The sequence below is a fragment of the Serratia sp. T13T92 genome, from assembly GCF_047530105.1.
GTDB lineage: Bacteria > Pseudomonadota > Gammaproteobacteria > Enterobacterales > Enterobacteriaceae > Chania > Chania fonticola.
The window spans coordinates 107170-133144 of the sequence record NZ_JBLJAK010000007.1; the positions used below are offsets into that span (position 1 = coordinate 107170).

Here is a 25975-nt window from a genome sequence, read left to right on the forward strand (position 1 = left end):
CTTACTGCGTCCAGTCTTCCACCTCAAGCTCCGCGACCATAGTGAAAGCCCGATCGCTGGTCACTATGGTTGCGCCACGGCTTACCGCATGTGCGGCAATAAGCTGATCCAACGCCCCCATCGGTCTGCCTTGTTTTTCCATACTTGCTCGCATGACACCATAGCAATGTGCCGCCGCAGAGTCCCAGGAGTAAACGGTGACGGCGTCCAGGAACATCATCACCGTCTGTTTTAGCGCCTTGTTCTGCCGCTTGGCGACGCCATAAAGCAGTTCCGCCTGGGTTATGCTGGAAATACACACCGACGATGGCGGTACCCGGCCCATAGCCGCAAGCAGCCGAGGATGCTGACGAAAAAGCTGGCTCACCGTGTTAGTGTCGAACATATACATGACTTACTGCTCCTCCTTGAACGGATCCCGTTCTGCTACCCCTTGCTGGCGATCGTCAGCAGTCAGGAAGTCAGCAGGAACCGCCACGTTTTGCAACATGGTCAGTAGCGGTTGCCAGGAGTCCAATTTCATTGGATGCTTCGACAAGATAACGTTACCCTGTTCATCCCGGCGAATATAAACCTGATCGACATCGAATTCGAATTCCACTGGCAATCTTACCGCCTGATTTCTACCGTTTTTAAAAAGCTTGGCGACTCTTTCCATATTGCACCTCCTCACGCTGGCATAGGCCAAAGCATATGCCTATTTTGAGTGGATGCCAAGGCCAAGCTGCCTGTTTTTTGTTCGCATAAGGAATGCGGATATCAGCCACCCTATCCTCACAACGTAGCAAAATCATCTGCCGTCTAACGTTTTATGCCAACGATGCGAACCGTTACGCAATCGCCAATGTAACCAGGGCAACCTACCTCCAGCCCAATCTGGCCAAAAGCACAAAAAGCCACCCATTTCTGTGCACTGTTACGCATTACTTCACCGTTAAAAAAAACGCTTGCTGAGACATTAGCTACACTTATCTCACTTATTGGCACTAATCAGGAGCAGGACCATGGCAAGCGGACATTATGAGCTGACAAAATCGAGCAACGGGCAGTATCACTTCAACCTGAAGGCCAGCAATGGCGAGATCATTCTCTCCAGCGAGATGTATGCCAGCAAAGCCTCGGCGGAAAACGGGATTGCGTCCGTGCAAACCAATTCGCCTCATGAGGCGCAGTTTGAAGTGAAAATCAGCAGCAACAACAAACCCTATTTCGTGCTGAAAGCCAAAAACCATCAGGTGATTGGCACCAGCCAGATGTACAGCTCGGATAGCGCAGCGAAAAGCGGTATTCAGTCGGTGATCAAAAATGGCCCTACCACCGACGTGCGCGATTTAAGCGCATAAATCTCATCCGGCCTGCGCGCGGTATCCGCTACCGCGCGGTTTTTCTGATGATGAAGATCAATCTCCCTTGAAAATTTCCGGTTAATTGCTGATTTCTTGGCGGGCTGCCGCTACAATCCCCCGCTTTCACTGCGCCATTGGGTGGCGCGGTGCTGACCTGAAATCAGACCGAGAATCACTATGTTTACACCAGAACTCCTCTCCCCGGCGGGAACGCTGAAAAACATGCGTTACGCCTTTGCCTATGGGGCCGATGCGGTTTACGCTGGCCAGCCGCGTTACAGCCTGCGCGTACGTAATAACGAATTTAACCACGAGAACCTGCAGCTTGGGATTAACGAAGCCCATGCGCTAGGCAAAAGATTCTACGTGGTGGTTAACATCGCGCCACACAACGCCAAACTGAAAACCTTCCTGCGTGACCTGAAACCGGTGATCGACATGGGCCCGGACGCGCTGATCATGTCCGACCCCGGTTTGATCATGATGGTGCGCGAAGCCTTCCCGCAGATGGACATTCACCTCTCGGTGCAGGCTAACGCGGTCAACTGGGCAACGGTGAAGTTCTGGCAGCAGATGGGCTTGACGCGAGTGATCCTTTCCCGCGAACTGTCGCTGGATGAAGTGGCGGAAATCCGTAGCCAGGTGCCAGAGATGGAGCTGGAGATCTTCGTGCATGGCGCACTGTGCATGGCCTATTCCGGCCGTTGCCTGCTTTCCGGTTACATCAACAAACGCGATCCCAACCAAGGCACCTGCACCAATGCCTGCCGCTGGCAGTACAAGGCAGAAGAAGGCAAGGAAGACGATACCGGCAGCATCGTGCATCTGCATGAGCCTATCGCGGTGCAAAACGTTGAGCCGACGCTGGGCATTGGCGCGCCAACCGATAAAGTCTTTATGCTTTCCGAAGCGCAGAAACCCGGCGAGTACATGAGCGCGTTTGAGGACGAGCACGGCACCTACATCATGAACTCAAAAGATCTGCGAGCCATCCAGCACGTAGAGCGGCTCACCCAGTTGGGCGTACATTCGCTGAAAATTGAAGGCCGGACCAAGTCGTTTTATTACTGCGCCCGCACCGCGCAGGTTTATCGCCGTGCCATTGACGACGCCGTTGCCGGTAAACCCTTCGATCCTAGCCTGCTGACCACGCTGGAAGGCCTGGCTCATCGTGGCTATACAGAAGGTTTCCTGCGCCGCCATACGCACGATGCCCACCAGAACTATGATTACGGTTCCTCCATTTCCGAACTGCAGCAGTTTGTCGGGGAATTTACCGGGGTGCGCCGTAACGGCTGGGCGGAAGTGGATGTAAAAAATAAATTCCTGGTTGGTGACAGCGTCGAGATGATGACGCCAGGGGGTAACGTGTTGTTTACCCTGGAAAGCCTGCAAAACAAGAAAGGCGAGACGATCGATGTCGCTCCGGGCAACGGCCATATCGTTTATTTGCCGATCCCCGAGGATATCGACCTAAATTATGCGTTGTTGATCCGCAATTTGCCGCAGGACGATAGCCAGAACGGTTAAGATGTTTATCGCCACCCACCTGGGTGGCAATTTTTGGCAAATATTAGAATCAGATCACATCAATTAGCGCGCGGCTTGGTTATTATCAGGCTGCTTAAAACTAATAACGAAAATATTTGCATAGCAATACTAGGAACCACCTCCTTAGCCAGCCCAATCTCCCTTGGGTTGGCCTTTTCTTTTTTATCCCCTTTAATTTCAATCAGCTGAAAATTTCATTGGCATTTTTAGGATATTTCTTGCATTACGCCAAGCGGCTTATCATTTCCCTTGCAATATATAAATTATTCTATAGCGATTAATAAGGTCGTTAATACCAACGCTTAACTCGCGTGAGAGAAAGGTATTACCCCCATTGGGCATTGACTATATAAATACCCTGTAGCAGCCAAACTCGGCATTACCTGAATATTCTTATGGCCCGCCACTGGCTTGTGGTTTATCGTTAACGACTTGGGTTAGGGGTTTAGCTACATGGAAACCCATCTGGCCACCCTTTGACAGCCGATTCGTTTTTCGCCACAAGGATCAGGAATGCACCAATATGCACCAGCACTGCTTATCATCAATGGTAAAAGCTCCGGCAACGAGGAAGTTCGCGCAGCGGTGAACCAGCTGCGTAATGAGGGCCAGACCCTGCATGTCCGCGTCACCTGGGAACTGGGGGATGCCGCTCGTTACGTCAAAGAGGCTAGCCAACTGAGGGTTGAAACCGTGATCGCCGGTGGTGGCGACGGTACCATCAACGAAGTCGCTGCCGCACTGGCACAACTGCCCTCAGAGTTTCGGCCAATACTCGGCATACTGCCGCTGGGTACCGCCAACGACTTTGCTACCGCCTGCTCTATTCCTCTACAGCCAGATTTGGCCTTGCAGTTAGCCATCAAGGGCCGAGCGGTACCGATCGATCTGGCCAAGGTCAATGACGAACGCTATTTCATCAATATGGCGACCGGCGGCTTTGGCACCCGCATCACCACCGAAACCCCGGAAAAACTGAAGGCGGCGCTGGGGGGCGTTTCTTATTTCATCCATGGGTTGCTGCGCCTGGATGCCCTGAAAGCCGACAGTTGCGAGATCCGCGGGCCAGATTTCCATTGGACCGGAGAAGCGCTGGTGATTGGTATCGGCAACGGTAGGCAGGCCGGGGGTGGGCAGAAACTTTGCCCTGGCGCGCTGATTAACGATGGTTTATTGCAGGTGCGCCTGCTCACTGCCGAAGAGTTGCTGCCTACGCTGGTCAATATCTTGTTTAGCGGTGAGGAAAACAGCAACGTAGTCGATGCCTCGTTGCCATGGTTGGAAATCACCGCGCCGCATGAAATCACCTTTAACCTTGATGGCGAACCGCTGGAAGGTCGTGATTTCCGCATTGAGGTGCTGCCTAATGCTATCGAGTGCCGCTTACCGCCAAATTGCGATCTGCTGGAATAAACGCGGTTTCCTCACGTAGGGGCGCTGCATGCTGCGCCCGTTAAAATAATCGATTAGTTAGCTCAGAACGCGCAGGCTTTAACCCTGTTTAGCCCCCACTCCTGAACACGCCTGCGAACTAACATCCCTCCTTTTACCTCAAGATAAAACCGCCAGCCCATGTCTGCGATCCACCAATAAATGTGATCTTCAGCGGCAATTCTCACAAATCATACTTGTATGGTAGTTAGTTCAAGGTTAGTTTCCGCCCATACGTTATCAGCAACAACAGGATGTGGAAGTCATGAAAATTGTTAAAGCCGAGGTGTTTGTCACCTGCCCGGGGAGAAATTTCGTCACCCTGAAGATCACTACCGACTGTGGACTAACCGGGATCGGCGATGCGACCCTGAACGGCCGCGAACTGCCGGTCGCGTCTTATCTGGAAGATCACGTCTGCCCGCAGTTGATCGGCCGCGATGCTCATCAGATTGAAGATATCTGGCAGTACTTCTACAAAGGTGCTTACTGGCGCCGTGGCCCGGTGACCATGTCGGCCATCTCTGCGGTGGATACGGCATTGTGGGATATCAAAGCCAAAGCGGCCAATATGCCGCTTTACCAGTTGCTAGGTGGCGCTTCACGTACCGGCGTAATGGTGTACTGCCACACCACCGGCCACTCGATTGACGAAGTGCTGGACGATTATGCCAAGCACAAGGAGTTGGGCTTCAAGGCAATCCGCGCACAATGCGGCGTACCAGGAATGAAAACCACCTACGGCATGGCCAAGGGCAAAGGCCTGGCGTATGAGCCTGCGACCAAAGGTAACTGGCCGGAAGAACAGTTATGGTCAACCGAGAAATACCTCGACTTCACCCCGAAACTTTTTGAAGCCGTACGTGACAAATTCGGTTTTGACGAACATCTGCTGCACGACATGCATCACCGCCTGACGCCAATCGAAGCGGCCCGCTTTGGCAAAAGCGTTGAGCAATATCGCCTGTTCTGGATGGAAGATCCTACCCCGGCCGAAAACCAGGAGTGCTTCCGCCTGATCCGCCAACATACCGTGACCCCGATTGCGGTCGGTGAGGTGTTCAACAGCATCTGGGATTGCAAACAGCTGATTGAAGAGCAGCTGATCGATTACATCCGTACCACCATCACCCACGCCGGGGGCATCACCGGCATGCGCCGTATCGCCGATTTTGCTTCGCTGTATCAGGTGCGTACCGGCTCACACGGCCCTTCCGATCTTTCACCAATCTGCATGGCGGCGGCGTTGCACTTTGACCTGTGGGTGCCGAACTTCGGCGTGCAGGAATATATGGGCTACTCCGAACAGATGCTCGAAGTGTTCCCACATAACTGGACGTTCGACAACGGCTACATGCATCCGGGTGAAAAACCAGGGTTGGGCATCGAGTTTGACGAAAAACTGGCTGCCAAATATCCCTACGATCCTGCCTACCTGCCGGTAGCGCGCCTGGAAGACGGCACCCTGTGGAACTGGTAAACCGAGGAATTTCTATGAAAAGCATTACTGTTCAACAGCCAGGGCAATTGGTGATTGAAGAACGCCCGTTGCCATCGCCGCAGCAAGGTGAAGTCCGGATCCGTGTGGCTAACGCCGGGATCTGCGGTTCCGACGTGCATATCTATCGCGGCCATAACCCGTTCGCCAAATACCCGCGCGTGATCGGCCATGAGTTCTTTGGCCATATCGACGCTATCGGCGAAGGTGTCGATCCGTCACGTATCGGCGAACGCGTAGTGGGCAATCCGGTTGTCAGTTGCGGCCATTGCTATCCCTGCTCGGTGGGCAGGCCAAACGTCTGCACCGAACTGCAGGTCATTGGCGTGCACCGTGACGGCGGATTCAGCGAATATGTGACGCTACCGGCCAAAAATGCCCATCTAGTTCCGGACTGCATTCCAGACAACGAAGCCACGATGGTCGAACCCTTCACCATTGCCGCCAACATCTGTAGCCAACTGCAACCTGGCCCGTTAGATGTGGCGTTGGTGTATGGTGCCGGGCCGATGGGCCTCACCTCTATTCAGGCGCTGCGCGGCGTTTACGGCGTTAAACAGATTGTGGTGGCTGACCGTATCGATGAGCGCCTGGCGATGGCCACTGCCAACGGTGCGGATGTGGTGATCAACAACAGCCAGCTTGATTTGGCCAGCGAGTTACAAAAACTCGGCATCCGGCCAACGCTGATCATTGATGCAGCCTGCCACCCGGCCATTTTGCCGGAGGCAATCGGCTTGGCTTCTCCCGCCGCACGCATTGGCATTATGGGCTTCTCTGCCGAACCCTGCGTGATCAGCCAGCAGACCATTACCAGCAAAGAGATCTCGATTTACAGCTCACGCCTCAACAGCAACCGCTTCCCGCAGGTGATTGCCTGGATGACGCAACGCCAGATCCAACCAGAGAAGTTGATCACCCATCAGTTCAAGTTTACGCAAGTGCTTGAAGCGATGGAGATCTTCGAAAAAGACCAAAAGCAGTGCTGTAAGGTTTTACTGAAATTCTGACCTGACCACTTTCCAGCTACGGCCTGCTGTAGCTGGAAAGAAACAGGGGCTTCTGAACCTCATCTTTGCCGTCCTTACAACAACAATTTGCAGAGAACAGAACAATGATGAACGCAAAAATTGACAACACTCAGCCGGAAAGAAGTACCTCGGACCTGATCAAGGCGGCCGTTTCTGGCTGGCTTGGTACCGCACTGGAATTTATGGATTTTCAGCTTTATTCGCTAGGTGCAGCATTAGTCTTCCATGAAATATTTTTCCCGGAACAGTCCGCCGCCATGGCATTAATCTTGGCGATGGGAACCTACGGCGCGGGTTATATCGCCCGTATCGCGGGTGCCTTCTTCTTTGGCCGCATGGGGGACACCATCGGGCGTAAAAGGGTGCTGTTTATTACCATTACCATGATGGGGATCTGCACCACCTTAATCGGTGTGCTGCCAACCTATGCGCAAATCGGTATTTTCGCCCCTCTGTTACTGGTGTTACTGCGTATTATTCAAGGGCTGGGCGCCGGTGCGGAAATTTCCGGAGCAGGAACCATGCTGGCGGAATATGCGCCTAAAGGTAAACGTGGGATTATCTCCTCACTGGTGGCCATGGGCACCAATTGCGGTACGCTGTCGGCAACCGCCATCTGGGCCGTCATGTTCTTCTTCCTGTCTAAAGAAGAGCTGCTGGCCTGGGGCTGGCGCGTACCTTTCCTGGCCAGCGTGGTTGTCATGCTGTTCGCCATCTGGCTGCGTATGAACCTGAAAGAAAGCCCGGTGTTTGAAAAGGTTAACGACGACAGCACTACCGCAACACCGGCTAACGCCGTGGCTGACAATACCCATTCGCTGTCGGCAATGTTCAGCAGCAAATCCTTCTGGCTGGCTACCGGGCTGCGTTTCGGTCAGGCAGGCAACTCCGGGCTGATCCAAACCTTCCTGGCCGGTTATCTGGTGCAAACCCTGCTGTTTGAGAAGGCTATCCCAACCGACGCCTTGATGATCAGCTCCGCCATTGGCTTTATTACCATCCCGTTCCTTGGCTGGCTCTCCGACAAGATCGGCCGCCGGGTACCTTATATCCTGGTCAATATCTCCGCCATCATTCTGGCTTACCCAATGCTTTCGATGATTGTGGACAAGACCAATGAGGTGAACGTGATTATGGCCTCGATCATTATTATCCATAACGTCGCGGTGCTGGGCCTGTTTGCGCTGGAAAACATCACCATGGCGGAAATGTTTGGTTCACGTAACCGCTTTACCCGCATGGCGATCTCCAAAGAGGCCGGTGGTTTGGTGGCGGTCGGCTTCGGCCCGGTATTAGCCGGTATCTTCTGCAATATGACCGACTCTTGGTGGCCAATCGCCGTCATGATGATCTTGTACTCCGTTATCGGCTTGCTGGCAGCGATATTGATGCCAGAGGTCAGAGATCGTGACCTGAGCCTGGCGGAAGATGCCGCGGAAAGCCCAGCGCTACCGATAGCCCAACGCGTCAGCAGTCATTAATTCCCTTCAATTCTCTGCCGCAGAAAGGTTCTGCGGCAATCAAACCATCACACAGTGAGTTTTAACATGGATACCAAGCTGTTAGCGGCCAACGCCATTGTTCCGCAATACGATCGTAGCAAACTGGTTCCACGCCTGGTTCATTTGGGCTTTGGTGCCTTTCATCGCGCCCACCAGGCGGTATACGCCGATATCTTGGCACAGGAGTACGGTAGCGACTGGGGTTACTGCGAAATCAACCTGATCGGCGGCGAGCAACAAATCGCCGATCTCAAACAGCAAGATATGCTCTACAGCGTGGCCGAGATGTCAGCCGATGCCTGGCAATGCCGGGTGGTGGGCGTAGTAAAACAGGCGTTGCATGCGCAGGTCGACGGGCTGGACGCCGTTTTCCAGGCCCTGGCCCAGCCCGAAGTGGCGATTGTGTCCATGACCATCACCGAGAAAGGCTACTGTCATTCCCCCGCCACCGGCCAGTTGCAGCTTGATCATCCGCTAATTGTGCGGGATCTGGCTAATCCGCATCAGCCGCAGAGCGCCGTTGGGGTCATCGTCGCAGCCTTGGCGCAGCGTAAAGCGGCCGGGCAACCTGCGTTCAGCGTAATGTCTTGCGACAATATGCCGGAAAATGGCCATGTAACCCGTAACGTGATCACCGCCTATGCCAAAGCGCTCGATCCGGCGTTGGCAACGTGGATCGAAACCTACGTCACCTTCCCTTCGACCATGGTCGATCGCATCGTGCCTGCCGTGACACCAGACACCCTGGCCCAGGTCGCACAACAAACCGGCGTGCAGGATCCAGCAGCAGTGGCCTGCGAGCCGTTCCGCCAATGGGTGATTGAGGACAATTTTGTTGCGGGCCGCCCGGCTTGGGAACAAGCCGGTGCCGAACTGGTCAGCGATGTCTTGCCGTTCGAAGAGATGAAGCTGCGTATGCTGAACGGTAGCCACTCGTTCCTGGCCTATCTGGGTTATCTAGCCGGTTACCCACACATCAGTGACTGTATGCAGGATGAGCATTACGTCAAGGCCGCCCGCCATCTGATGCTGGCTGAGCAGGCTCCAACACTGAACACCCCGGGCACCGATCTGGAGAAATACGCCGATTCCCTGCTGGCACGCTATCGCAATACGGCATTGAAGCACCGCACCTGGCAGATCGCCATGGACGGCACGCAAAAGCTGCCGCAGCGCATGCTGGATTCGGTGCGCTGGCATCTGGCCAACGGCAGTGATTTTGACTGCCTGGCACTGGGTGTGGCGGGTTGGATGCGTTACGTCGGCGGTAAGGACGAACAGGGTCAACCGATCGACATCAGCGATCCCTTGCGTGAGGAAATTGCCCGGCGCGTCGCCAACAGTGCTGAAGGTGAGCCTCGCGTGATGGCGTTGCTGCAAATGACCTCGGTATTTGGGCGCGACCTGCCGGATAACCAACGCTTCGTCAATGCCGTGACCAATGCTTATCTGGCACTGTTGGCGCGGGGAGCTAAAGCAACGGTGGCAAGGGTGCTGGCGCGTTAATGGAAAGCACAGAATGCGGGTGGATTTATCCGCCCTCTTTCACGGGTTAATCTGCTAGTATGGTGGCATTCACTACTACTTTCATATATTGATTGTCGCCATGTCAGAATCGTACGTCCTCACGAATAATGTCCCGGTCAATCAGCAGATCTATCGTTTCCTGCGCAAAGATATTGTCGATTGCACCATCCCACCGGGCACGTTGCTTTCCGAGAAAGAGATCTCCACCCGTTTCAGCGTCTCACGCCAACCGGTGCGCGAAGCCTTTATCAAACTGGCTGAAGCCGGGTTGGTGCAGATCTTGCCGCAGCGCGGTACCTTCGTGATGAAAATTTCCGCCAAACGAGTGGCCGACGGGCGCTTTATCCGTCAGGCGGTGGAATGTGCCATCGTGCGGCGCGTTGCCACCAGCATCACCCCCGAGCAGTTGATGACGCTGGAGCATAACCTGCATCGCCAGGAGCTGGCGGCACAGAATAATCAGATCCGTGAGTTTTTGGCGCTGGACGACGAATTCCACCATCTGCTGACGCAAATGGCCAACTGTGCCCTGGCGTGGGAAACCATCGAGACCATCAAAGCGACGATGGACCGGGTGCGCTTCCTCAGCCTGAGCGAAGTGTCACCGCCGGAGAATCTGATCCACCAGCATTACCGTATTTTTGAGGCACTGAAAGCCCAGGATCCGGATGCGGCGGAGCGGGCTATTCATGAGCATTTGCAGGAAATGATCTATTCGATCACCCCGATTGCCCTGCAAAACACCGACTGGTTTGAAGCCGAGTAACCCCGCTGATTATCTAAACAAGTGCCACGTACAACCAAGCGGGCGCAGCATGCGGCGCCCCTACTCCGCGATCTGATTACTGAATGTTGTCTCGTTTAAATGGCATTTATTCTCAATCGCATCTATTGTCTCTTCGCATCATCAGGTTTTGATTAGTATCTTTTGCATAGCTTCAATCACCGCTTTTGACTACGCCGGTGGCCAAATACCCAGACTTACCGGTGTATAGGAAGCTTTAACGGGAGTGAATCATGACAGATATTGCACAATTGTTAGGTAAGGAAGCGGAAGACCTTTTGCAACACCGCTGCACCACCATCCCTGCGGAAAATCTGTACCTGCCCGGTGGCGACTTTGTTGATCGGGTGATGATCGACAACAACCGCCCAAACAGCGTGCTGCGCTCAATGCAAACCTTGCTCAACCATGGCCGCCTGGCGGGCACCGGTTATCTATCTATCCTGCCGGTCGATCAGGGCGTGGAGCACTCTGCCGGGGCCTCATTTGCCGCCAACCCGCTCTATTTTGATCCAAAAAACATCGTTGAACTGGCGATCGAAGCCGGATGTAACTGCGTGGCATCCACTTACGGCGTGCTGGCTTCGGTCTCCCGCCGCTACGCCCACAAGATCCCGTTCCTGGTCAAACTGAACCACAACGAAACCCTGAGTTACCCAACGCAATACGACCAGACCCTGTATGCCAGCGTTGAGCAGGCGTTCAACATGGGGGCGGTGGCGGTTGGTGCAACCATTTACTTCGGTTCCGAGCAATCACGCCGCCAGATTGAAGAAATCTCGATCGCCTTTGAGCGCGCTCACGAACTGGGTATGGTGACCGTATTGTGGGCCTATCTACGTAACCCTGCGTTCAATAAGGATGGCGTCGATTATCATTCCAGCGCCGATCTGACCGGCCAAGCCAACCATATCGCGGCCACCATCGGTGCCGATATCGTTAAACAGAAAATGGCCGAGAACAACGGCGGCTACCGTGCAGTGAAATTCGGTTATACCGACGATCGCGTCTATGACAAGCTGACCACCGATCACCCGATCGATCTGGTGCGCTACCAGTTGGCAAACTGCTACATGGGCCGTGCCGGTTTGATCAACTCTGGCGGCGCGGCAGGGGAAAACGACCTGCAAGAGTCAGTGCGTACCGCCGTGATCAACAAGCGTGCTGGCGGGATGGGCCTGATCCTGGGGCGTAAAGCGTTCAAGAAATCGATGAAGGATGGCATCGCCCTGATCAATGCCGTGCAGGACACCTATCTCGACAATAGCGTCACCATCGCTTAATCGTTATTTATCAAATTATTAGTCTTCAAGGCTCAGCTCTGCTGGGCCTTTTTCATGTCCTAACTCCCCTCTCCCTTCATCAATGATTGTTTTTCTTTCAACTTAATCTTTCACAATAAAATATTTATCTTTCAAAGCGTGATCCATTTAAAACAAAAGCCGAACCAAAGTGGTTACTGTATGACCCATGGCGACAGAGCCGCACTTCGCTCCAGGCCATAGCATCCATCACAGGAGAAAAAAATGATTGAGCTAATAACCCACGGAGCCGAATGGTTTATCGGCCTGTTCCAAAAAGGCGGGGAAGTGTTTGTCGGTATGGTGACCGGCATTTTACCGTTGTTGATCAGCCTGTTAGTTATCATGAACGCATTGATCAACTTTGTTGGCCAGGAACGTATCGAACGTTTGGCACAGCGCTGTGCCGGTAACCCGGTTTCACGCTACCTGCTACTCCCCCTGATCGGCACCTTTGTGTTTTGTAATCCGATGACGTTGAGTCTCGGACGTTTTATGCCAGAGAAATATAAACCCAGTTATTACGCCGCAGCCTCCTACAGTTGCCACTCCATGAACGGCCTGTTCCCTCATATCAACCCTGGTGAACTGTTCGTTTACCTCGGAATTGCCAGCGGTTTGACCACGCTTGGCCTGCCGTTGGCTCCTCTGGCAGTGAGTTACTTCCTGGTTGGGCTGTTCACTAACTTCTTCCGCGGTTGGATCACCGATCTCACCACCAGCATATTTGAACGCAAGATGGGCATCCAACTGGATCGCCAGGTTCAACTTTAATTTGTGGAGCGCAGCATGAGTGCTTATATCCGTATTGAGAAAGGTGCTGGCGGCTGGGGTGGCCCACTACAGTTACCTATCGAGCCAGGTAAGAAAATCGTCTATATCACCGCCGGTACCCGCCCGGCGATCGTCGACAAACTCAGCGATTTAACCGGCTGGCCTGCGGTAGACGGTTTCAAAGAAGGCGAACCACCGGCGGAAGAGATTGGTCTGGCGATTATTGACTGTGGGGGGACGTTGCGTTGTGGCATCTACCCTAAACGCCGCATCCCGACTATCAATATTCATTCAACTGGCCGCTCTGGTCCGCTGGCGCAGTTTATTCTGGAGGATATTTACGTTTCCGGCGTACGGGAAAACAACATCAGCCTGATTGAGGCTGCACAAGGGGCTGAAACTCCTCCGCTCACCGAAAAACAGCCACAACCAAAGGTTCGTGACTACGATACCAGCAAAAAAATCACCGAACAGAGCGATGGCCTGTTGGCCAAGGTTGGCATGGGTATGGGCTCGGTGGTAGCGGTGTTCTTCCAGTCTGGGCGTGACACCATCGACACCGTGTTAAAAACCATTCTGCCGTTTATGGCCTTCGTCTCGGCGCTGATCGGCATCATCATGGCCTCTGGTCTGGGTGACTTTATCGCCCACGGCCTGACGCCGCTGGCCAACAGCCCAATCGGCTTGGTGACGTTGGCGCTGATTTGTTCCTTCCCCCTGCTTTCACCGTTCCTCGGCCCTGGCGCCGTCATCGCTCAGGTCATCGGCGTGTTGGTGGGCGTACAAATTGGTCTTGGCCATATTCCCCCTCAGTTGGCACTCCCGGCGCTGTTCGCCATTAACGCCCAGGCCGCCTGTGACTTTATCCCGGTGGGTCTGTCCCTGGCAGAGGCCAAGCAGGATACGGTGCGTGTCGGCGTCCCTTCGGTACTGGTTGGGCGCTTCCTCACTGGCGCACCTACGGTACTGATCGCCTGGGCCGCATCGGCCTTTATCTATCAATAAATTGCCCGGAGGAAAACCATGAGCACCATTTTCCAGACCACTATCACCCAGATTGGCGGCTGCGCCCGTGACGCACTGTTGGACAACATGCTGATCACCTTCCGCGAAGGCGCTCCTGCAGATATTGAAGAGTACTGCTTCATCCACCAGCACGGCGAGACCGCCGGTGAATTACAAACCGGGGGCGTAATGGAGCTTGGCGATCGGCGCTATCCCATCACCGCCGTCGGAGAAGTTGCCACCCAGAACCTGCGCGAACTGGGCCATATCACCGTACGTTTTGATGGAGAAACTCAGGCCGAATTCCCTGGTACGATCCACGTAACAGGCAGCACGCCCGCTGATATCCCGTTAGGCAGCACACTGAAATTTATCGCATAAGGAGTAGAACATGTCTGAAGTAGCTGTAGTGATTGGTGGTGGCCAAACGTTGGGGGCTTTCCTGTGCCATGGCCTGGCTGAAGCGGGTTATCGCGTTGCGGTCGCCGATTTGAATGCCGACAACGCCAATCTGGTGGCACAGCAAATCAATCAGGAGTTCGGGGCCGATCGCGCCATCGGTTTCCAGGCCGATGCCACCGATGAGGCCAGCGTTATCGCGCTGGCTGGTGCAGTCGACCGGGCTTTCGGTCAGACCAACCTATTGGTGTACAGCGCCGGGATTGCCAAAGCCGCGCCGATCACCGATTTCCCACTGGGGGATTTTGACCGCTCCTTGCAGGTGAACCTGGTGGGTTATTTCCTGTGTGCCCGCGAGTTCTCTCGCCTGATGATCCGCGACGGTATTGCCGGGCGCATCATTCAAATCAACTCTAAATCCGGCAAGGTCGGCAGCAAGCATAATTCCGGCTACAGCGCCGCCAAGTTCGGTGGCGTTGGTTTGACGCAGTCGCTGGCGCTCGATCTGGCCGATTACGGTATTACCGTGCACTCTCTGATGCTCGGTAACCTGCTGAAGTCGCCGATGTTCCAGTCGCTATTGCCGCAATATGCGCAGAAGTTGGGCATCAAGCCGGAAGAAGTTGAGAAATATTACACCGATAAGGTGCCGCTGAAACGCGGCTGTGACTACCAGGACGTGCTGAACACGCTGCTGTTTTATGCCAGCGATAAAGCCTCTTACTGCACCGGCCAGTCGATTAACATCACTGGCGGGCAGGTGATGTTCTGATTTACGGGCTGGGAATAAGGGCTAACTAAAATATGTACCTAACAGCCCCTCACCCCCACCCTCTCCCACAGGGAGAGGGAGCCAGTACGGTGTCATAGTCAGGTATAGGACTCTATCTGAAGAACGCTAACCCCATATTTTGATACCGTGCCGTGGTTAAATACAGGAATAACGTTGTAGCACATTCGGTCCCCTCTCCCTGTGGGAGAGGGTTAGGGTGAGGGGACGAACATCGGACTCTCACCTTTATCTTCACACAGGAGAAAAACCGTATGACCAGCGCACTAGTTACCTTCGCCGTTATCGCCTGGCTGCTGCAAATCGCCTTGGGTTGGTGGCAGCTCCAACGCTTTAACCGCGCGTTCGAGAGCCTATGCCAGTTGGGCACAGTGGGCGTTGGCCGCTCTGGGGGCCGGTTCAAACCCCGCGTGGTATTGGCGCTAGCGTTTGACGCCCAACAGCGGGTATGTGGCAGCATGCTGATGCGCGGCCTGACCATCTTCGCCCAGCCGAAACAACTCACACAGTTACATGGCATGCACCAGCAACAACTCTGCCCAGATGTGATCTTCCCTGAGGATCGGGCATGCCAAACTGCACTATCGTTAGCGATCGCACCGAAATCATGATATTTTCACATTAAAAGACATTACCTTTCATAGTGAACTATATCACCGAGAGGAATGGTCAACTCTTGTGAACAGGGATCTCTATGAAACCAAAGCAGCGGCAAGCCGCTATCCTCGAATACTTGCAGCGGCATGGCAAAACGGCAGTGGATGCCCTGGCAGAGCATTTCTCCACGACCGGCACCACCATCCGTAAAGATCTCACCTTGCTGGAAGAAGAAGGCGAGGTGATCCGCACCTATGGCGGCGTGGTGCTTAGCCGTGACGATGGCGATCAGCCCATCGATCGTAAGACCCATATCAACACCGAAAAGAAACGCCAGATCGCCTATGCCGCCATCAAGCTGATCGACGACGGTGATTCGCTGATCTTTGACGCAGGCAGCACGGTATTGCAGATGGTGCCCCATCTGGCGCAGTTCAATAACATCACCGTGATGACCAACAGCCTGACTATCGTTAACGCGCTGGTGGAACTGGATAACGATCAAACCATCCTGATGCCCGGCGGCACCTACCGTAAAAAATCCGCCTCCTTCCATGGCAGCCTGGCAGAGTCGGCATTTCAGCAGTTCAGCTTCGATAAGCTGTTTATTGGGGCCGACGGTGTCGACCTCAATGCGGGTGTCACCACCTTTAATGAAGTGCATAATGTCAGCAAGGCGATGTGTGAAGCCGCCAGCCGTATTGTGTTGCTGGTCGATTCCTCGAAGTTTGGCCGCAAAAGCCCCAACGTGGTGTGCGATCTGAGCGTTGTGGATACCCTGATCACCGATAACGGCATCAACCCGGATTACCTGGCTGCGCTACAGGCCAAAGGTATCAATATCATTCTGGTAGGAGACCCCCTTGATGAGTAACGCCACTGCCCTGCTCAACTTTGCCCGTGAAACGCTGGAAATTGAGCTGACCGAAGCGCAGCGCCTGCTGACACGCCTGGATGACAACTTTGTCCAAGCCTGTGAACTGCTGCTCAACTGCCGTGGCAAGGCGGTGATTTCCGGTATTGGTAAATCCGGCCATATCGGCAAGAAGATTGCCGCTTCATTGGCCAGCACTGGCACCCCGTCGTTTTTCGTCCATCCGGCGGAAGCCTTGCATGGCGATTTGGGGATGATCGGCACCGATGATGTGGTGATCTTTATCTCTTATTCAGGCCGCGCCAAAGAACTGGATCTGATCCTGCCTCTGCTGGCAGAGAGCAAGATCCCAGTCATTGCCATGACCGGTGGCAAAGAGTCGCCACTGGCGCTCGGGGCTGCCTGTACGTTAGATATCAGCGTTGAACGTGAAGCCTGCCCGATGGGCCTGGCACCAACCTCCAGCGGAGTGACTACGCTGATGATGGGGGATGCATTAGCGATGGCCCTGATGCGCCAGCGCGGTTTTAATGCCGAGGATTTTGCCCGCTCCCATCCAGGTGGCAGCCTGGGTGCCCGCCTGCTAAATCGCGTCCATCATTTGATGCGTACCGGCGATCGTCTGCCGATGGTGCAAGAAAGCGCCAACGTGATGGAAGCCATGCTGGAGTTGAGCCGTACCGGCCTAGGCTTGGTAGCCGTATGTGATGCACAGCAAAAAGTGGTGGGGGTGTTTACCGACGGTGACCTGCGCCGCTGGTTGGTGAAGGGCAATAGCCTCAATGACGGCCTCAGCCCGGCGATCACTCGCCCCGGCTACCGGTTGCCAGAACAGTGGCGTGCCGGGGAAGCCCTGGAAGCGCTGCACGAACAACACATCAGCGCCGCTCCGGTGGTGGACATCGATGGCGTACTGGTAGGGGCAATCAACCTGCACGACCTGCATCAGGCCGGGATCGGCTGATATCACGTAGGGGCGTAGCATGCTGCGCCCGCTTAACTACCCTGGCGCGTAGCTTTGCCCCTCAGCAGCGTTACTTCCAGTCTGGATTGCCCTCAAACTGTTTCTTCAGCAACGCTTTCATCTGATCATCCGGTTTACCCAGCCATTGATATTTGGCGTATTTCTTCGGATGGTCGATGGCCTGCGGCTTATTGGGCACTTCAACCCGCACGCCCCAAGCCTGGGACTTGTCTGCTTTAAAAGCCACAATCATAAAGTTATTGGCGCAGTCATGCGGCTTGCAGATATTACCGATCTGGTAGCTTTGCCCTTGCCAGGTGACAGTTTCGGCTGGTGTGGAAGTGCCGATCCCTTTGCGCGCCCAACCCGGTAACTGTGCCTGGCCCTTCACCATATTTTTCCAACTGGTTTGGTAGCCCGGCTGCTGGATCAGATCTGAGGCAGTGATAATCTGTTCGGCAAAACTGCCGGTGCTAAATCCAAGCAGGGTCGCAACCAGGGCTCCCAGCAACCTCTTTTTTCCTATCATGGTCTTCTCCCTCGGTAAATCAAAAGCGTAGCTCCAAGTAGTTCAGACCACAATTAAACGGGAAAGTTGGCTCAGCGTTTTTCGTCAGACTACCTGCCAGTACCCTTTTTTGGTTACCCCAACCCTGATTAACCGCTTTCCTTCCTGGAAGCGGTGATAAATTTTCTTCCGACATTTCTTCCGACATTTCTTCCGACATTTCTTCCGACATTTCTTCCGACATTTTGGCTAGGATTCTCTGCTTGTCACCAATATCTTCGGTTAATGCCGCCCCCCGTTTCGCCAGCATAAACTCAACCTCAGGCTCACCACCAGGCATGGAAATGGTGTACCGGCCCAATACCCTGCCCCACCTCGAGGCTATCGGCCTGCTGTAAAGCCAGTTGCAGGTAGTTTTTTGCCGCTGCCACGGTATCGGCCCAGTTCTGGTGGCGCGGGCGCAGGGCAGCCAGTGCCGCAGATAAGGTGCAACCGGTGCCGTGCGTGTGCCTGGTCGCTATGCGCGGCGCACTAAAGCGCTGCTCAAAGCCGGGAGTAAATAACCAGTCTGGGCTTTCCTCTTCACTTAGGTGGCCGCCCTTCATCAACACCGCCTGACAGCCCATCGCCAGCAATGCCTGACCCTGCTCACGCATTTGCGATTCGTTTTGTGCCGGAGCGCAGGCCAGCAAAGCAGCGGCCTCTGGCAAGTTCGGTGTGATAATGGAAACCAATGGCATTAGCTCACGGCGGATGGATTCCACCGCTTCCGTTGCCAGCAGCGGGTCACCACTTTTAGCCAGCATCACCGTATCCAGCACCACATAAGGTAGCTTGTAATGGCGTAGGCACTCGGCCACAGCCCGCACAATATCGGCGTTAGCCAGCATGCCGATTTTAGCGCTGTCGATACGCACATCGCTGAGTACCGAATCCAGTTGAGCGGCCACAAATGCCGGTTCGATATGATATACCGACTGTACGCCACGGGTGTTCTGCGCCACCAGCGCGGTGATCACGCTGGTGCCATAAGCCCCTAACGCAGAGAAAGCTTTCAGATCGGCCTGAATACCGGCCCCACCGCTAGGATCGGTGCCAGCGATGGTGAGAGCGTTAATCCGTTTCATAGCAGATCCTCCATGCGCAGGTGGTAGAGAGCATCCAGGAAGGCAGCAGTAAAGCTGCCAGGGCCAGAACACTTCGCCGTGGCCCTTTCACCACATAGCGCCATCACCCGACAAGCGGTGGCAACGTTATCCAGCCGATCGCCTGGCAAACTGCAAAATGCTGCCACGACGGCCGAAAGCGCACAGCCCGTTCCCACTACGCGCGTCATTAATACATCACCACCCGTGACGGCCCAATCTCGTTCACCATCGGTGATATAGTCTGTCTCACCGGTGACGGCCACAATGGCCCCGCAATTACGTGCCAATACACGTGCTGCGGGTAGCGCCACCAGCGAGTCATCCTGGCTATCTACGCCACGGGCGCTGGTCTGCAGGCCACTCAAGGCAATGATTTCCGACGCGTTGCCACGGATCGCCGCTGGCCGCAGGGTGAGCAAACGGCGGGCGAAGGTAGCGCGATATTCCAATCCCCCAACGGCAACCGGATCCAGTAACCAGGGTTTATCAGCACGATTGGCAGCCTCAATGGCGGCTAACATCGATTCTGCCCGCGTTGCGTGCAGGGTACCGATATTGATCAACAGCGCATCGGCCACGCGGCTGAACTGCGCGGCCTCTTCCGGTTCCACCACCATGGCTGGAGAAGCGCCAAGCGCCAGCAGCACGTTAGCCGTCAGCTCTTGCACCACTTCGTTGGTCAGGCAATGGATCAATGGAGGTTGGCGTTTAAATTGGTTAAAACAGGCCGCGGCACGGGTGCCGGGTAACACTTCAGGTCGAGTAAACATAATGCTCCCAACCGGCGTTCAAGAAGGCGGGTACCGGTTGAGATACCGCGACATCCCTACGCTGGCATAATCCAGATCAGGTAATACGGGTAATTTCTCAGCCCCTAAGGGCACCCCGAGTCGACGTATGCCATTATTGAGGCTGCAGCCAGTGAGGTCAATCATGCAATAGAGTCAAAAATAAAAAGGAGACGCCGTGCCCCTCAGGTAATGTATAGTTCGCGTTTAACGGGGAAACCATGCTCACTCACTCATCTATCCGCCTGAACAAATACATTAGCGACAGCGGCATTTGTTCTCGTCGCTCTGCCGACCGCCACATCAAGCAAGGCAACGTTTTCATCAACGACAAGTTAGCCTCAGTGGGCGATCAGGTATTGGCCGGGGATGTGGTGACAGTTAACGGCCAGCCGATCGAACCGCGTGATGCGGGCGATCTGGTGCTTATCGCACTGAATAAGCCTGTTGGCATCATCACCAGCATGGGGAAGCACGTGCGGGATAACATCGGTGATTTCGTTAATCACAGCAGACGCGTCTTTCCCATCGGGCGTCTGGATAAAGACTCCCAAGGGCTGATTTTCCTGACCAATGACGGCGAACTGGTCAATAAGATCCTCCGTGCTGGCAACAATCACCAAAAAGAGTATCTGGTCACCGTCAACAAACCGGTAACCGATGAGTTTATTCAGGGCATGAGCGCGGGCGTCCCCATCCTGGGCACGGTGACTCAAAAATGCCTAGTGGAACAAGAAGCCCCACAGGTGTTTCGCATCACCCTGGTGCAAGGGCTTAACCGCCAAATCCGCCGCATGTGCAAATATTTTGGATATGAAGTCATCAAGCTTGAGCGCGAACGTATTATGAACATCGTACTGAAAGGGTTGCCACTGGGCGAATGGCGGGATTTTACCGATGATGAACGGATCGAGCTATTTAAGCTGGTTGAACACTCCTCGTCCGAGGATATTTCCGCCCCCGCTTCAATAACGCCAGATTTAAGCGACAGTAGCGTTACTCCAACTCCGGCAATCACTGATTAACCTGATTGCGCTATTCCAGGAATGGGCGTACTGATAGCGATCCGTCCTCACTGAAGGGTCTGCATTTTTCTTGAAAATCCGCACCTTCCTACCGTTACCTCTCCTTACGTTCGAAATTGCAATCAACCTCTCAAAACAGCCGATAATTATCAGTTGATCTTGTTTTCATTCGGCTCTATCTTCTCGCATCCGGGTACATGAAGCGGCTCGCTGGATGCGGTCTATCCCTCCTCCCCTTTCCGTCTACCAAACGGATTTATGACTCTTTTCTTGTCAGAGTTACCACACAGCATTTGATAACTTTCGGTAAACATGAACTCAACGGTTAAAGATACCCTGGCAGCGCGTGACGTCACCCTAACCCCGTGGACAGGCTTTTACTTCCTGCAGTCGCTGCTGATCAACTTCGCTCTCGGCTATCCATTTAGTCTGCTGTATGCCGTGGCGTTCGGCTGTGTGTTATTGCTACTGTGGCGTCTCAGCCCACGCTTGCAAAAGAGTGTGATCGGGCTGTGTAGCCTTATCGCCGCCATGTATTTCCCATTTTCTCAGGCCTATGGCTCGCCCAATTTTAATACCCTGCTGGCGTTACACTCGACCACGGTGGAAGAGTCCAGCGAGATATTGACCATCTTCCCGTGGTACAGCTATCTGGTGTCCCTGTTTATTCTGGCACTCGGCATTATCTCTTTACGCCGCAAGCCAACCCCGAAAGGCGCCTGGAACGCCCTCCAGAGCTTATGTCTCACCATCAGCGTGGTCTGCTTTTTTGTCACACCAGTACAGAATCTGGCGTATGGTGGCGTGTTTAAATTGACCGATTCTGGTTATCCCGTGTTTCGTTTCGTCAGGGATGTGATCGTCAATAACCAGGAAGTGATTGATGAAAAAGCCCGTATGCAGGCGTTTTCACAGCTGAAAGATTCCTGGAACGTGCTGGCGGTGAAACCGAAATATCACATCTACATGGTAGTGATCGGCGAAAGCGCGCGGAGAGATGCCTTAGGTGCGTTTGGTGGGCATTGGGACAATACACCTTTTGCCAGCCACGTAAACGGTACGCTGTTGCTTAACTATATTGCGGCCAGCGGCTCAACACAGAAATCGCTCGGCTTAACGTTAACTCGTGTCGTTAACGACAAACCACAGTATCAGGATAACTTCGTCACGTTGGCCAATCGGGCAGGTTTTCAGACCTGGTGGTTCTCAAACCAAGGCCAAATTGGCGAATATGACACCGCTATCGCCAGCATTGCCAAACGTGCCGATGAAGTGCAGTTCCTGAAAAACGGTGATTTTGAAGCGGATAAGAATACCCATGATGAAACGCTGCTCAAGATGACCGCTCAGGTTTTTGCCGCCCCGCGCAGCACTAACCCGCAGTTGATCGTCTTGCACCTGATGGGTTCACATCCGCAAGCCTGCGACCGGACTCAGGGGAAATACACAGACTTTGTGCAATCCAAAGAGACCTCCTGCTATCTTTACACCATGACGCAAACTGACAACCTGCTGAAACAGCTCTATCAGCAGTTACGCGACACCGGGGAAAGTTTCTCAATGGTCTACTTCTCCGATCACGGTCTGGCGTTTAAAGAGCGCGGCACCCAAGTGCAATATCTGGCTCACGATGACCAGTTTCAGCAAAATTTTCAGGTCCCCTTTATGGTGCTTTCCAGCGATGACACCGCACACCGCCTGATTAAAGCCCCTCGTTCAGCCAATGATTTCCTGACCTTTTTCGCCTCGTGGACCGGGATTAAAGCCAAAGAGCTAACGCCGAAATACTCGTTTCTTTCCGAGCAAAAAGCCGGCCCCGTCTATATCACCAACTTTAAGCTCAAGAAGGTGGACTACACCCATTTGTCGACGGATATCTTTGAAACCCAAACGCGCTGAAGTGTAACAAGGTAGCCTTTGCATCTCGGGCCACTTTGTCTGTAATATGAGGCAGTTAAAATGAAAAGAGCCTGTTACCTAATGAAAAAACTGACTTTTCTGCCTCTCATTGTCCTAACACTGGCGCTGGCGGGTTGCACCAGTGACTACATTATCACGACTAAATATGGCGATATCCTACAGGCTCACGGTGAACCTGACACTGACCGCAGTAGCGGTATGACCAGCTATACCGGCATGAACGGCGATTATCATCTGATCAATACCAATGATATTTCCAGCGTGGTCAAAAAATAGACTTTCCAGCAACTGTGTGACTTTCACTCCCCCCTGCGTAAAGCCTTGCCATGGATTGCAGCGGTTACATTTTTTATGCAGGCCCTTAGAAACTAGCGGCCAGTTCATGATTAACGACTCCGATAAAGGTTATATCCCATTTGCTGGGCAACAGCCGCAACCATTTTTTGCCCCCGCACACTGTTACCAACAGGATCAAGAGGAGGTGAGAACGCAGCAATCCCCATTACACCTGGCACCACGGTCAAGATACCGCCCCCAACACCACTTTTACCTGGTAAACCAACGGTGTATGCCCAATCTCCGGAACTGCCATACATCCCTTCCATCGTCATTTCAGCCAAAATAAAGGGCGTGTTAGACTCTGTCAGTACTCGCTTTTTGCTGGTAGGGTTGATACCACCAGCGGCAATTGTCGCCCCCATCGTGGCCAATTCAATGGTATTAAGCAGCGTTGAACATTGGCGGGTATACACATCGCAGGCTTCCATTGGATCGCAGTACATCGCATCGGCGCTATAGAGTAACCAGGCGATCGCACGGTTATGGAAGTTGGTCGATTGCTCTGAATCATTCACCTCGTCAGAGAGTGCAATCTGTGCCCCCGCTAGCCGCTGTTGCATATCAAGAATGCGCAACCAGCGGTTTTCAAGGTCACTCGCTTTCACTAAGCTCACCGTTGACATTGCCCCGGCATTCACCAGCGGTGAGAGGGGTTTGCCGTTATGTAGCTCCAGAGCAATCACCGAGTTAAAGGGCAAGCCTGTAGGATCGGCACCAATCTTGTCCTGAACCTGTTGTGGGCCAACATCTTCCAACGCCAAGGCGAGCGAACACACTTTTGAAATTGACTCCAGCGCAAAGCGAAACTCCGCATCCCCCTGAGAAATGATATTCCCATCGACGGTCACAATCGCCAAGGCGGCTAAATGGCTTGGCACGCTTGCTAAAAAAGGGATATAGCTGGCATTCTCGCCGCCACTCAATGTGGAATACTGCGCATAGGCATCCGATACCACCTGTTGAAGACGTTGTAAATCGATAGTCATGTTGTTGACTCCCAGACTGAATTTGCGGAGTTGGGAGATCATACTCTCAACCCTTGAAAGAAATATTAAGGTTTTGGCAACTGAGCGGCTGTTATAGCAGGCTCAATAGTTCTCATCACGCCAATGGCTATGCAAAAGCCACAATCAAGCCCAGCGATTCTAGGCCCACCCACTTAAACATAGCGTAATAGGCGACCAATAAGCTCTGGGTGAGGTTGATATCGGGTTGAGTGACCCAAAAAACCATTAGCTTGCCTAGCACAAAGGTTACCCACTGCTGCTAACATATTGGCGATAGGATAGTTTCAATAGCGATGTGACCAGCTATACCGGCATAAACGGCGATTATCATCTGATCATAGTGAAAAAATAGCGGCTGTCTGAGTTTTTATCTTCTAAATCGTAGCGGCTTTCTTGTTTATTGGAATTAGCCAAACCAATAGAACTTTCGCTAACCAGGCTTGAACAAGCCTGGTTAGCGATAATGTTGAAGCGATATCCGCCCTTATTTAGCCGCCAGCTTACACAGCGTTAACGCCACATTATAGGAAGCCTCGAACGACTTAAGGGGTAAAAACTCAAACCGCGAATGGAAGTTGTGCGCTCCGGTAAAGAAGTTGGGCGTTAATAACCCCTTGGCGGACAACGCAGCACCGTCTGTGCCGCCGCGCATCGGGATGACTTTAGGCTCAATGTTCAACTCGGCCAGTGCGGCAAAAATCAAATCTATGGCCCGGCGGTCATCGGTGATGGCGTTGCTGATATTGCTGTAGGTATCGGTGATGTGATACTCAACGCGGGCAGTGGGATATTGCGCAGCAATCTTCTCCGCAACTTCACCAATCTGCTGTTTGCGGCGCTCAAAGTTCGCCAAATCAAAATCACGGATATTGGCTTTCAGCAGCGCTTCGCTTTGTGATGCCTGCATGCCGTTAAACCAGATATAGCCTTCGCGCCCTTCGGTATGCTCAGGAGTCTGCAGGCGATCGAAGTGGCTGATGTAATCCATCGCCATCAGCAGCGGGTTCACCAGCACGCCTTTGGAAGACATCGGGTGGCTGGTCACTCCGGTAAAGCGCAGTTCGGCGCTGGCGGCGTTGAAGTTCTCATACACCACTTCGCCCAATTCGCAGCAGTCGATGGTCCAGGCAAAGTCGACGTCGAAACGCGCCAGATCCAGCGCTTTGGCACCGCACAGGCCAATCTCTTCATCCGGTACAAACGCCACCACGATATCGCCGTGTTGGTCCTCGGCGGTAAGGTTTTCCAACACCGTCATCACTACCGTGACGGCCGCTTTGTTATCCGCCCCCAACACGCTGGTGCCGTCGCTGAAAATAATCTCTTCCCCCGGATAGGCTTTGATTTCCGGGTGTTCAGCAATGCGTAGCCAGATATCTTGCTGCGCGTTCAGGCACAAGTCCTCACCGGTAAAGCGCAAGATTTGTGGATGGATGTCCGGCGATAAACCGACGTCAACGGTATCGATATGGGTGATGAACCCGATACGTGGAGCGCCGGGTACGTTGCCTTTTTTCACTGCGGTGACGGTGGCATGTTCGTCAATAACCACATTATCCAGGCCGAGTTGGCCTAGTTCCTCAGCCAGCATCTCCGCCATAGCGAACTGGCCAGGAGTGCTGGGCAAAGTACTTACCGCTGGGTTGCTCTGGCTGGTGACGGCCAGGTAGCGGAAGAAACGTTGGGTTAACTGCGTGGCGAGCGGTGAAGACATTGTGTTGTATATGAACGCATCCCGTTTGCAAGGCTTCCATGGCTAGGATCACCAGAGCAATCTTTCAGAATTCACCCTTTCGTTAGAGTTTATCTTTGCCAACTACCGCCTTTACCGAGGCTAGCGTTGACCTCATTGTTATCGTTCAATGT

General features: G+C 53.7%; 27 protein-coding genes, 1 pseudogene and 1 riboswitch. Of the genes and pseudogenes, 19 read left to right on the forward strand and 9 right to left on the reverse strand.

The window, feature by feature from the left end; translation table 11 throughout:
• Position 1 precedes the first annotated feature (1 nt).
• Together ACMV5I_RS10015 and ACMV5I_RS10020 are read right to left on the reverse strand one after the other, a co-directional pair.
• On the reverse strand, positions 2-391 hold the full coding sequence (locus tag ACMV5I_RS10015; protein WP_121607532.1) for a type II toxin-antitoxin system VapC family toxin: 390 nt from the start codon (positions 389-391) through the stop codon (positions 2-4).
• Between the two features lie 3 nt (positions 392-394).
• A complete protein-coding gene (locus ACMV5I_RS10020; RefSeq protein ID WP_021178792.1) occupies positions 395-658 on the reverse strand; it encodes an antitoxin in 264 nt (87 codons plus the stop codon).
• 346 nt (positions 659-1004) lie between these two features.
• Here ACMV5I_RS10020 and ACMV5I_RS10025 point away from each other — a divergent pair, with 346 nt between their 5' ends.
• The 16 genes from ACMV5I_RS10025 (at position 1005) to gutQ (ending at position 17374) form a co-directional block, all read left to right on the forward strand.
• The gene (locus tag ACMV5I_RS10025) at positions 1005-1343 is read left to right on the forward strand and encodes a YegP family protein (RefSeq protein WP_024486176.1); all 339 of its coding nucleotides are present in this window, start codon (positions 1005-1007) and stop codon (positions 1341-1343) included.
• Between the two features lie 180 nt (positions 1344-1523).
• The gene (gene yegQ / locus ACMV5I_RS10030; RefSeq protein ID WP_021178794.1) at positions 1524-2876 is read left to right on the forward strand and encodes a tRNA 5-hydroxyuridine modification protein YegQ; all 1353 of its coding nucleotides are present in this window, start codon (positions 1524-1526) and stop codon (positions 2874-2876) included.
• 534 nt (positions 2877-3410) lie between these two features.
• The gene (yegS, locus tag ACMV5I_RS10035; protein ID WP_414824242.1) at positions 3411-4310 is read left to right on the forward strand and encodes a lipid kinase YegS; all 900 of its coding nucleotides are present in this window, start codon (positions 3411-3413) and stop codon (positions 4308-4310) included.
• Between the two features lie 283 nt (positions 4311-4593).
• Positions 4594-5808: a D-mannonate dehydratase ManD gene (gene manD, locus ACMV5I_RS10040; protein ID WP_024486179.1), complete on the forward strand. Its 1215-nt coding sequence runs from the start codon at positions 4594-4596 to the stop codon at positions 5806-5808.
• Positions 5809-5822: 14 nt separating this feature from the next.
• Positions 5823-6836, forward strand: coding sequence for a Zn-dependent oxidoreductase (locus tag ACMV5I_RS10045; RefSeq protein ID WP_414824243.1), 1014 nt, complete (start codon positions 5823-5825; stop codon positions 6834-6836).
• Positions 6837-6943: 107 nt separating this feature from the next.
• Positions 6944-8338, forward strand: a complete 1395-nt coding sequence (locus tag ACMV5I_RS10050; RefSeq protein ID WP_414824287.1) for an MFS transporter — start codon at positions 6944-6946, stop codon at positions 8336-8338.
• A gap of 66 nt (positions 8339-8404) precedes the next feature.
• Positions 8405-9865 carry a mannitol dehydrogenase family protein gene (locus ACMV5I_RS10055; protein ID WP_414824244.1) on the forward strand — a complete coding sequence of 487 codons (1461 nt, stop codon included), beginning with the start codon at positions 8405-8407 and terminating at the stop codon, positions 9863-9865.
• A 100-nt stretch (positions 9866-9965) separates the two neighbouring features.
• On the forward strand, positions 9966-10652 hold the full coding sequence (locus ACMV5I_RS10060) for a GntR family transcriptional regulator (RefSeq protein ID WP_024486183.1): 687 nt from the start codon (positions 9966-9968) through the stop codon (positions 10650-10652).
• 251 nt (positions 10653-10903) lie between these two features.
• Entirely contained in the window at positions 10904-11953 is a 1050-nt protein-coding gene (gene fbaB / locus ACMV5I_RS10065; RefSeq protein ID WP_021178801.1) for a class I fructose-bisphosphate aldolase, read from the forward strand.
• Between the two features lie 243 nt (positions 11954-12196).
• Positions 12197-12745: a PTS glucitol/sorbitol transporter subunit IIC gene (locus ACMV5I_RS10070; protein WP_021807150.1), complete on the forward strand. Its 549-nt coding sequence runs from the start codon at positions 12197-12199 to the stop codon at positions 12743-12745.
• Between the two features lie 15 nt (positions 12746-12760).
• Positions 12761-13750, forward strand: coding sequence for a PTS glucitol/sorbitol transporter subunit IIB (locus ACMV5I_RS10075; RefSeq protein WP_414824245.1), 990 nt, complete (start codon positions 12761-12763; stop codon positions 13748-13750).
• A gap of 18 nt (positions 13751-13768) precedes the next feature.
• Positions 13769-14131, forward strand: coding sequence for a PTS glucitol/sorbitol transporter subunit IIA (gene srlB, locus ACMV5I_RS10080; protein ID WP_021178804.1), 363 nt, complete (start codon positions 13769-13771; stop codon positions 14129-14131).
• A gap of 10 nt (positions 14132-14141) precedes the next feature.
• On the forward strand, positions 14142-14921 hold the full coding sequence (gene srlD, locus ACMV5I_RS10085) for a sorbitol-6-phosphate dehydrogenase (RefSeq protein ID WP_024486186.1): 780 nt from the start codon (positions 14142-14144) through the stop codon (positions 14919-14921).
• Positions 14922-15193: 272 nt separating this feature from the next.
• Positions 15194-15550, forward strand: coding sequence for a transcriptional regulator GutM (gutM, locus tag ACMV5I_RS10090; protein ID WP_174334429.1), 357 nt, complete (start codon positions 15194-15196; stop codon positions 15548-15550).
• 83 nt (positions 15551-15633) lie between these two features.
• Complete coding sequence (gene srlR, locus ACMV5I_RS10095; RefSeq protein ID WP_021178807.1) at positions 15634-16410, forward strand: glucitol operon DNA-binding transcriptional repressor SrlR; 777 nt, start codon at positions 15634-15636, stop codon at positions 16408-16410.
• Positions 16403-17374, forward strand: a complete 972-nt coding sequence (gene gutQ / locus ACMV5I_RS10100) for an arabinose-5-phosphate isomerase GutQ (protein ID WP_024485828.1) — start codon at positions 16403-16405, stop codon at positions 17372-17374. The genes srlR and gutQ overlap by 8 nt, the downstream gene beginning before the upstream one ends.
• Before the next feature lie 70 nt (positions 17375-17444).
• Here the strand turns inward: gutQ and ACMV5I_RS10105 are convergent, their stop codons facing one another.
• From ACMV5I_RS10105 to thiM, 4 genes are read right to left on the reverse strand one after another with little or no spacing between them, the layout of a single operon-like run.
• Positions 17445-17903: an inhibitor of vertebrate lysozyme family protein gene (locus ACMV5I_RS10105; protein ID WP_094982774.1), complete on the reverse strand. Its 459-nt coding sequence runs from the start codon at positions 17901-17903 to the stop codon at positions 17445-17447.
• Between the two features lie 19 nt (positions 17904-17922).
• Positions 17923-18192 (reverse strand): hypothetical protein, encoded by a 270-nt coding sequence (locus ACMV5I_RS10110; RefSeq protein ID WP_414824246.1) that lies wholly within the window; start codon positions 18190-18192, stop codon positions 17923-17925.
• Between the two features lie 16 nt (positions 18193-18208).
• Positions 18209-19009 (reverse strand): bifunctional hydroxymethylpyrimidine kinase/phosphomethylpyrimidine kinase, encoded by an 801-nt coding sequence (gene thiD, locus ACMV5I_RS10115; RefSeq protein ID WP_414824247.1) that lies wholly within the window; start codon positions 19007-19009, stop codon positions 18209-18211.
• Positions 19006-19800 carry a hydroxyethylthiazole kinase gene (thiM, locus tag ACMV5I_RS10120; RefSeq protein WP_121607542.1) on the reverse strand — a complete coding sequence of 265 codons (795 nt, stop codon included), beginning with the start codon at positions 19798-19800 and terminating at the stop codon, positions 19006-19008. The genes thiD and thiM overlap by 4 nt, the downstream gene beginning before the upstream one ends.
• 36 nt (positions 19801-19836) lie before the next feature.
• Positions 19837-19928: riboswitch (TPP riboswitch) on the reverse strand.
• A gap of 111 nt (positions 19929-20039) precedes the next feature.
• Here thiM and rluF point away from each other — a divergent pair.
• The 3 genes from rluF (at position 20040) to ACMV5I_RS10135 (ending at position 23039) form a co-directional block, all read left to right on the forward strand.
• Complete coding sequence (gene rluF, locus ACMV5I_RS10125; protein ID WP_414824248.1) at positions 20040-20843, forward strand: 23S rRNA pseudouridine(2604) synthase RluF; 804 nt, start codon at positions 20040-20042, stop codon at positions 20841-20843.
• Positions 20844-21155: 312 nt separating this feature from the next.
• The gene (locus tag ACMV5I_RS10130; protein ID WP_414824249.1) at positions 21156-22742 is read left to right on the forward strand and encodes a phosphoethanolamine transferase; all 1587 of its coding nucleotides are present in this window, start codon (positions 21156-21158) and stop codon (positions 22740-22742) included.
• A gap of 81 nt (positions 22743-22823) precedes the next feature.
• Positions 22824-23039: a YgdI/YgdR family lipoprotein gene (locus tag ACMV5I_RS10135; protein WP_202671281.1), complete on the forward strand. Its 216-nt coding sequence runs from the start codon at positions 22824-22826 to the stop codon at positions 23037-23039.
• Between the two features lie 110 nt (positions 23040-23149).
• Here ACMV5I_RS10135 and glsA read toward each other — a convergent pair whose 3' ends face one another.
• From glsA to pepT, 3 genes and pseudogenes are all read right to left on the reverse strand, one after another.
• On the reverse strand, positions 23150-24088 hold the full coding sequence (glsA, locus tag ACMV5I_RS10140; RefSeq protein WP_414824250.1) for a glutaminase A: 939 nt from the start codon (positions 24086-24088) through the stop codon (positions 23150-23152).
• Positions 24089-24218: 130 nt separating this feature from the next.
• Positions 24219-24393: pseudogene (locus ACMV5I_RS10145) on the reverse strand (amino acid transporter); the annotation flags it as partial.
• A gap of 200 nt (positions 24394-24593) precedes the next feature.
• Positions 24594-25823: a peptidase T gene (pepT, locus tag ACMV5I_RS10150; RefSeq protein WP_414824251.1), complete on the reverse strand. Its 1230-nt coding sequence runs from the start codon at positions 25821-25823 to the stop codon at positions 24594-24596.
• Between the last annotated feature and the right edge of the window lie 152 nt (positions 25824-25975).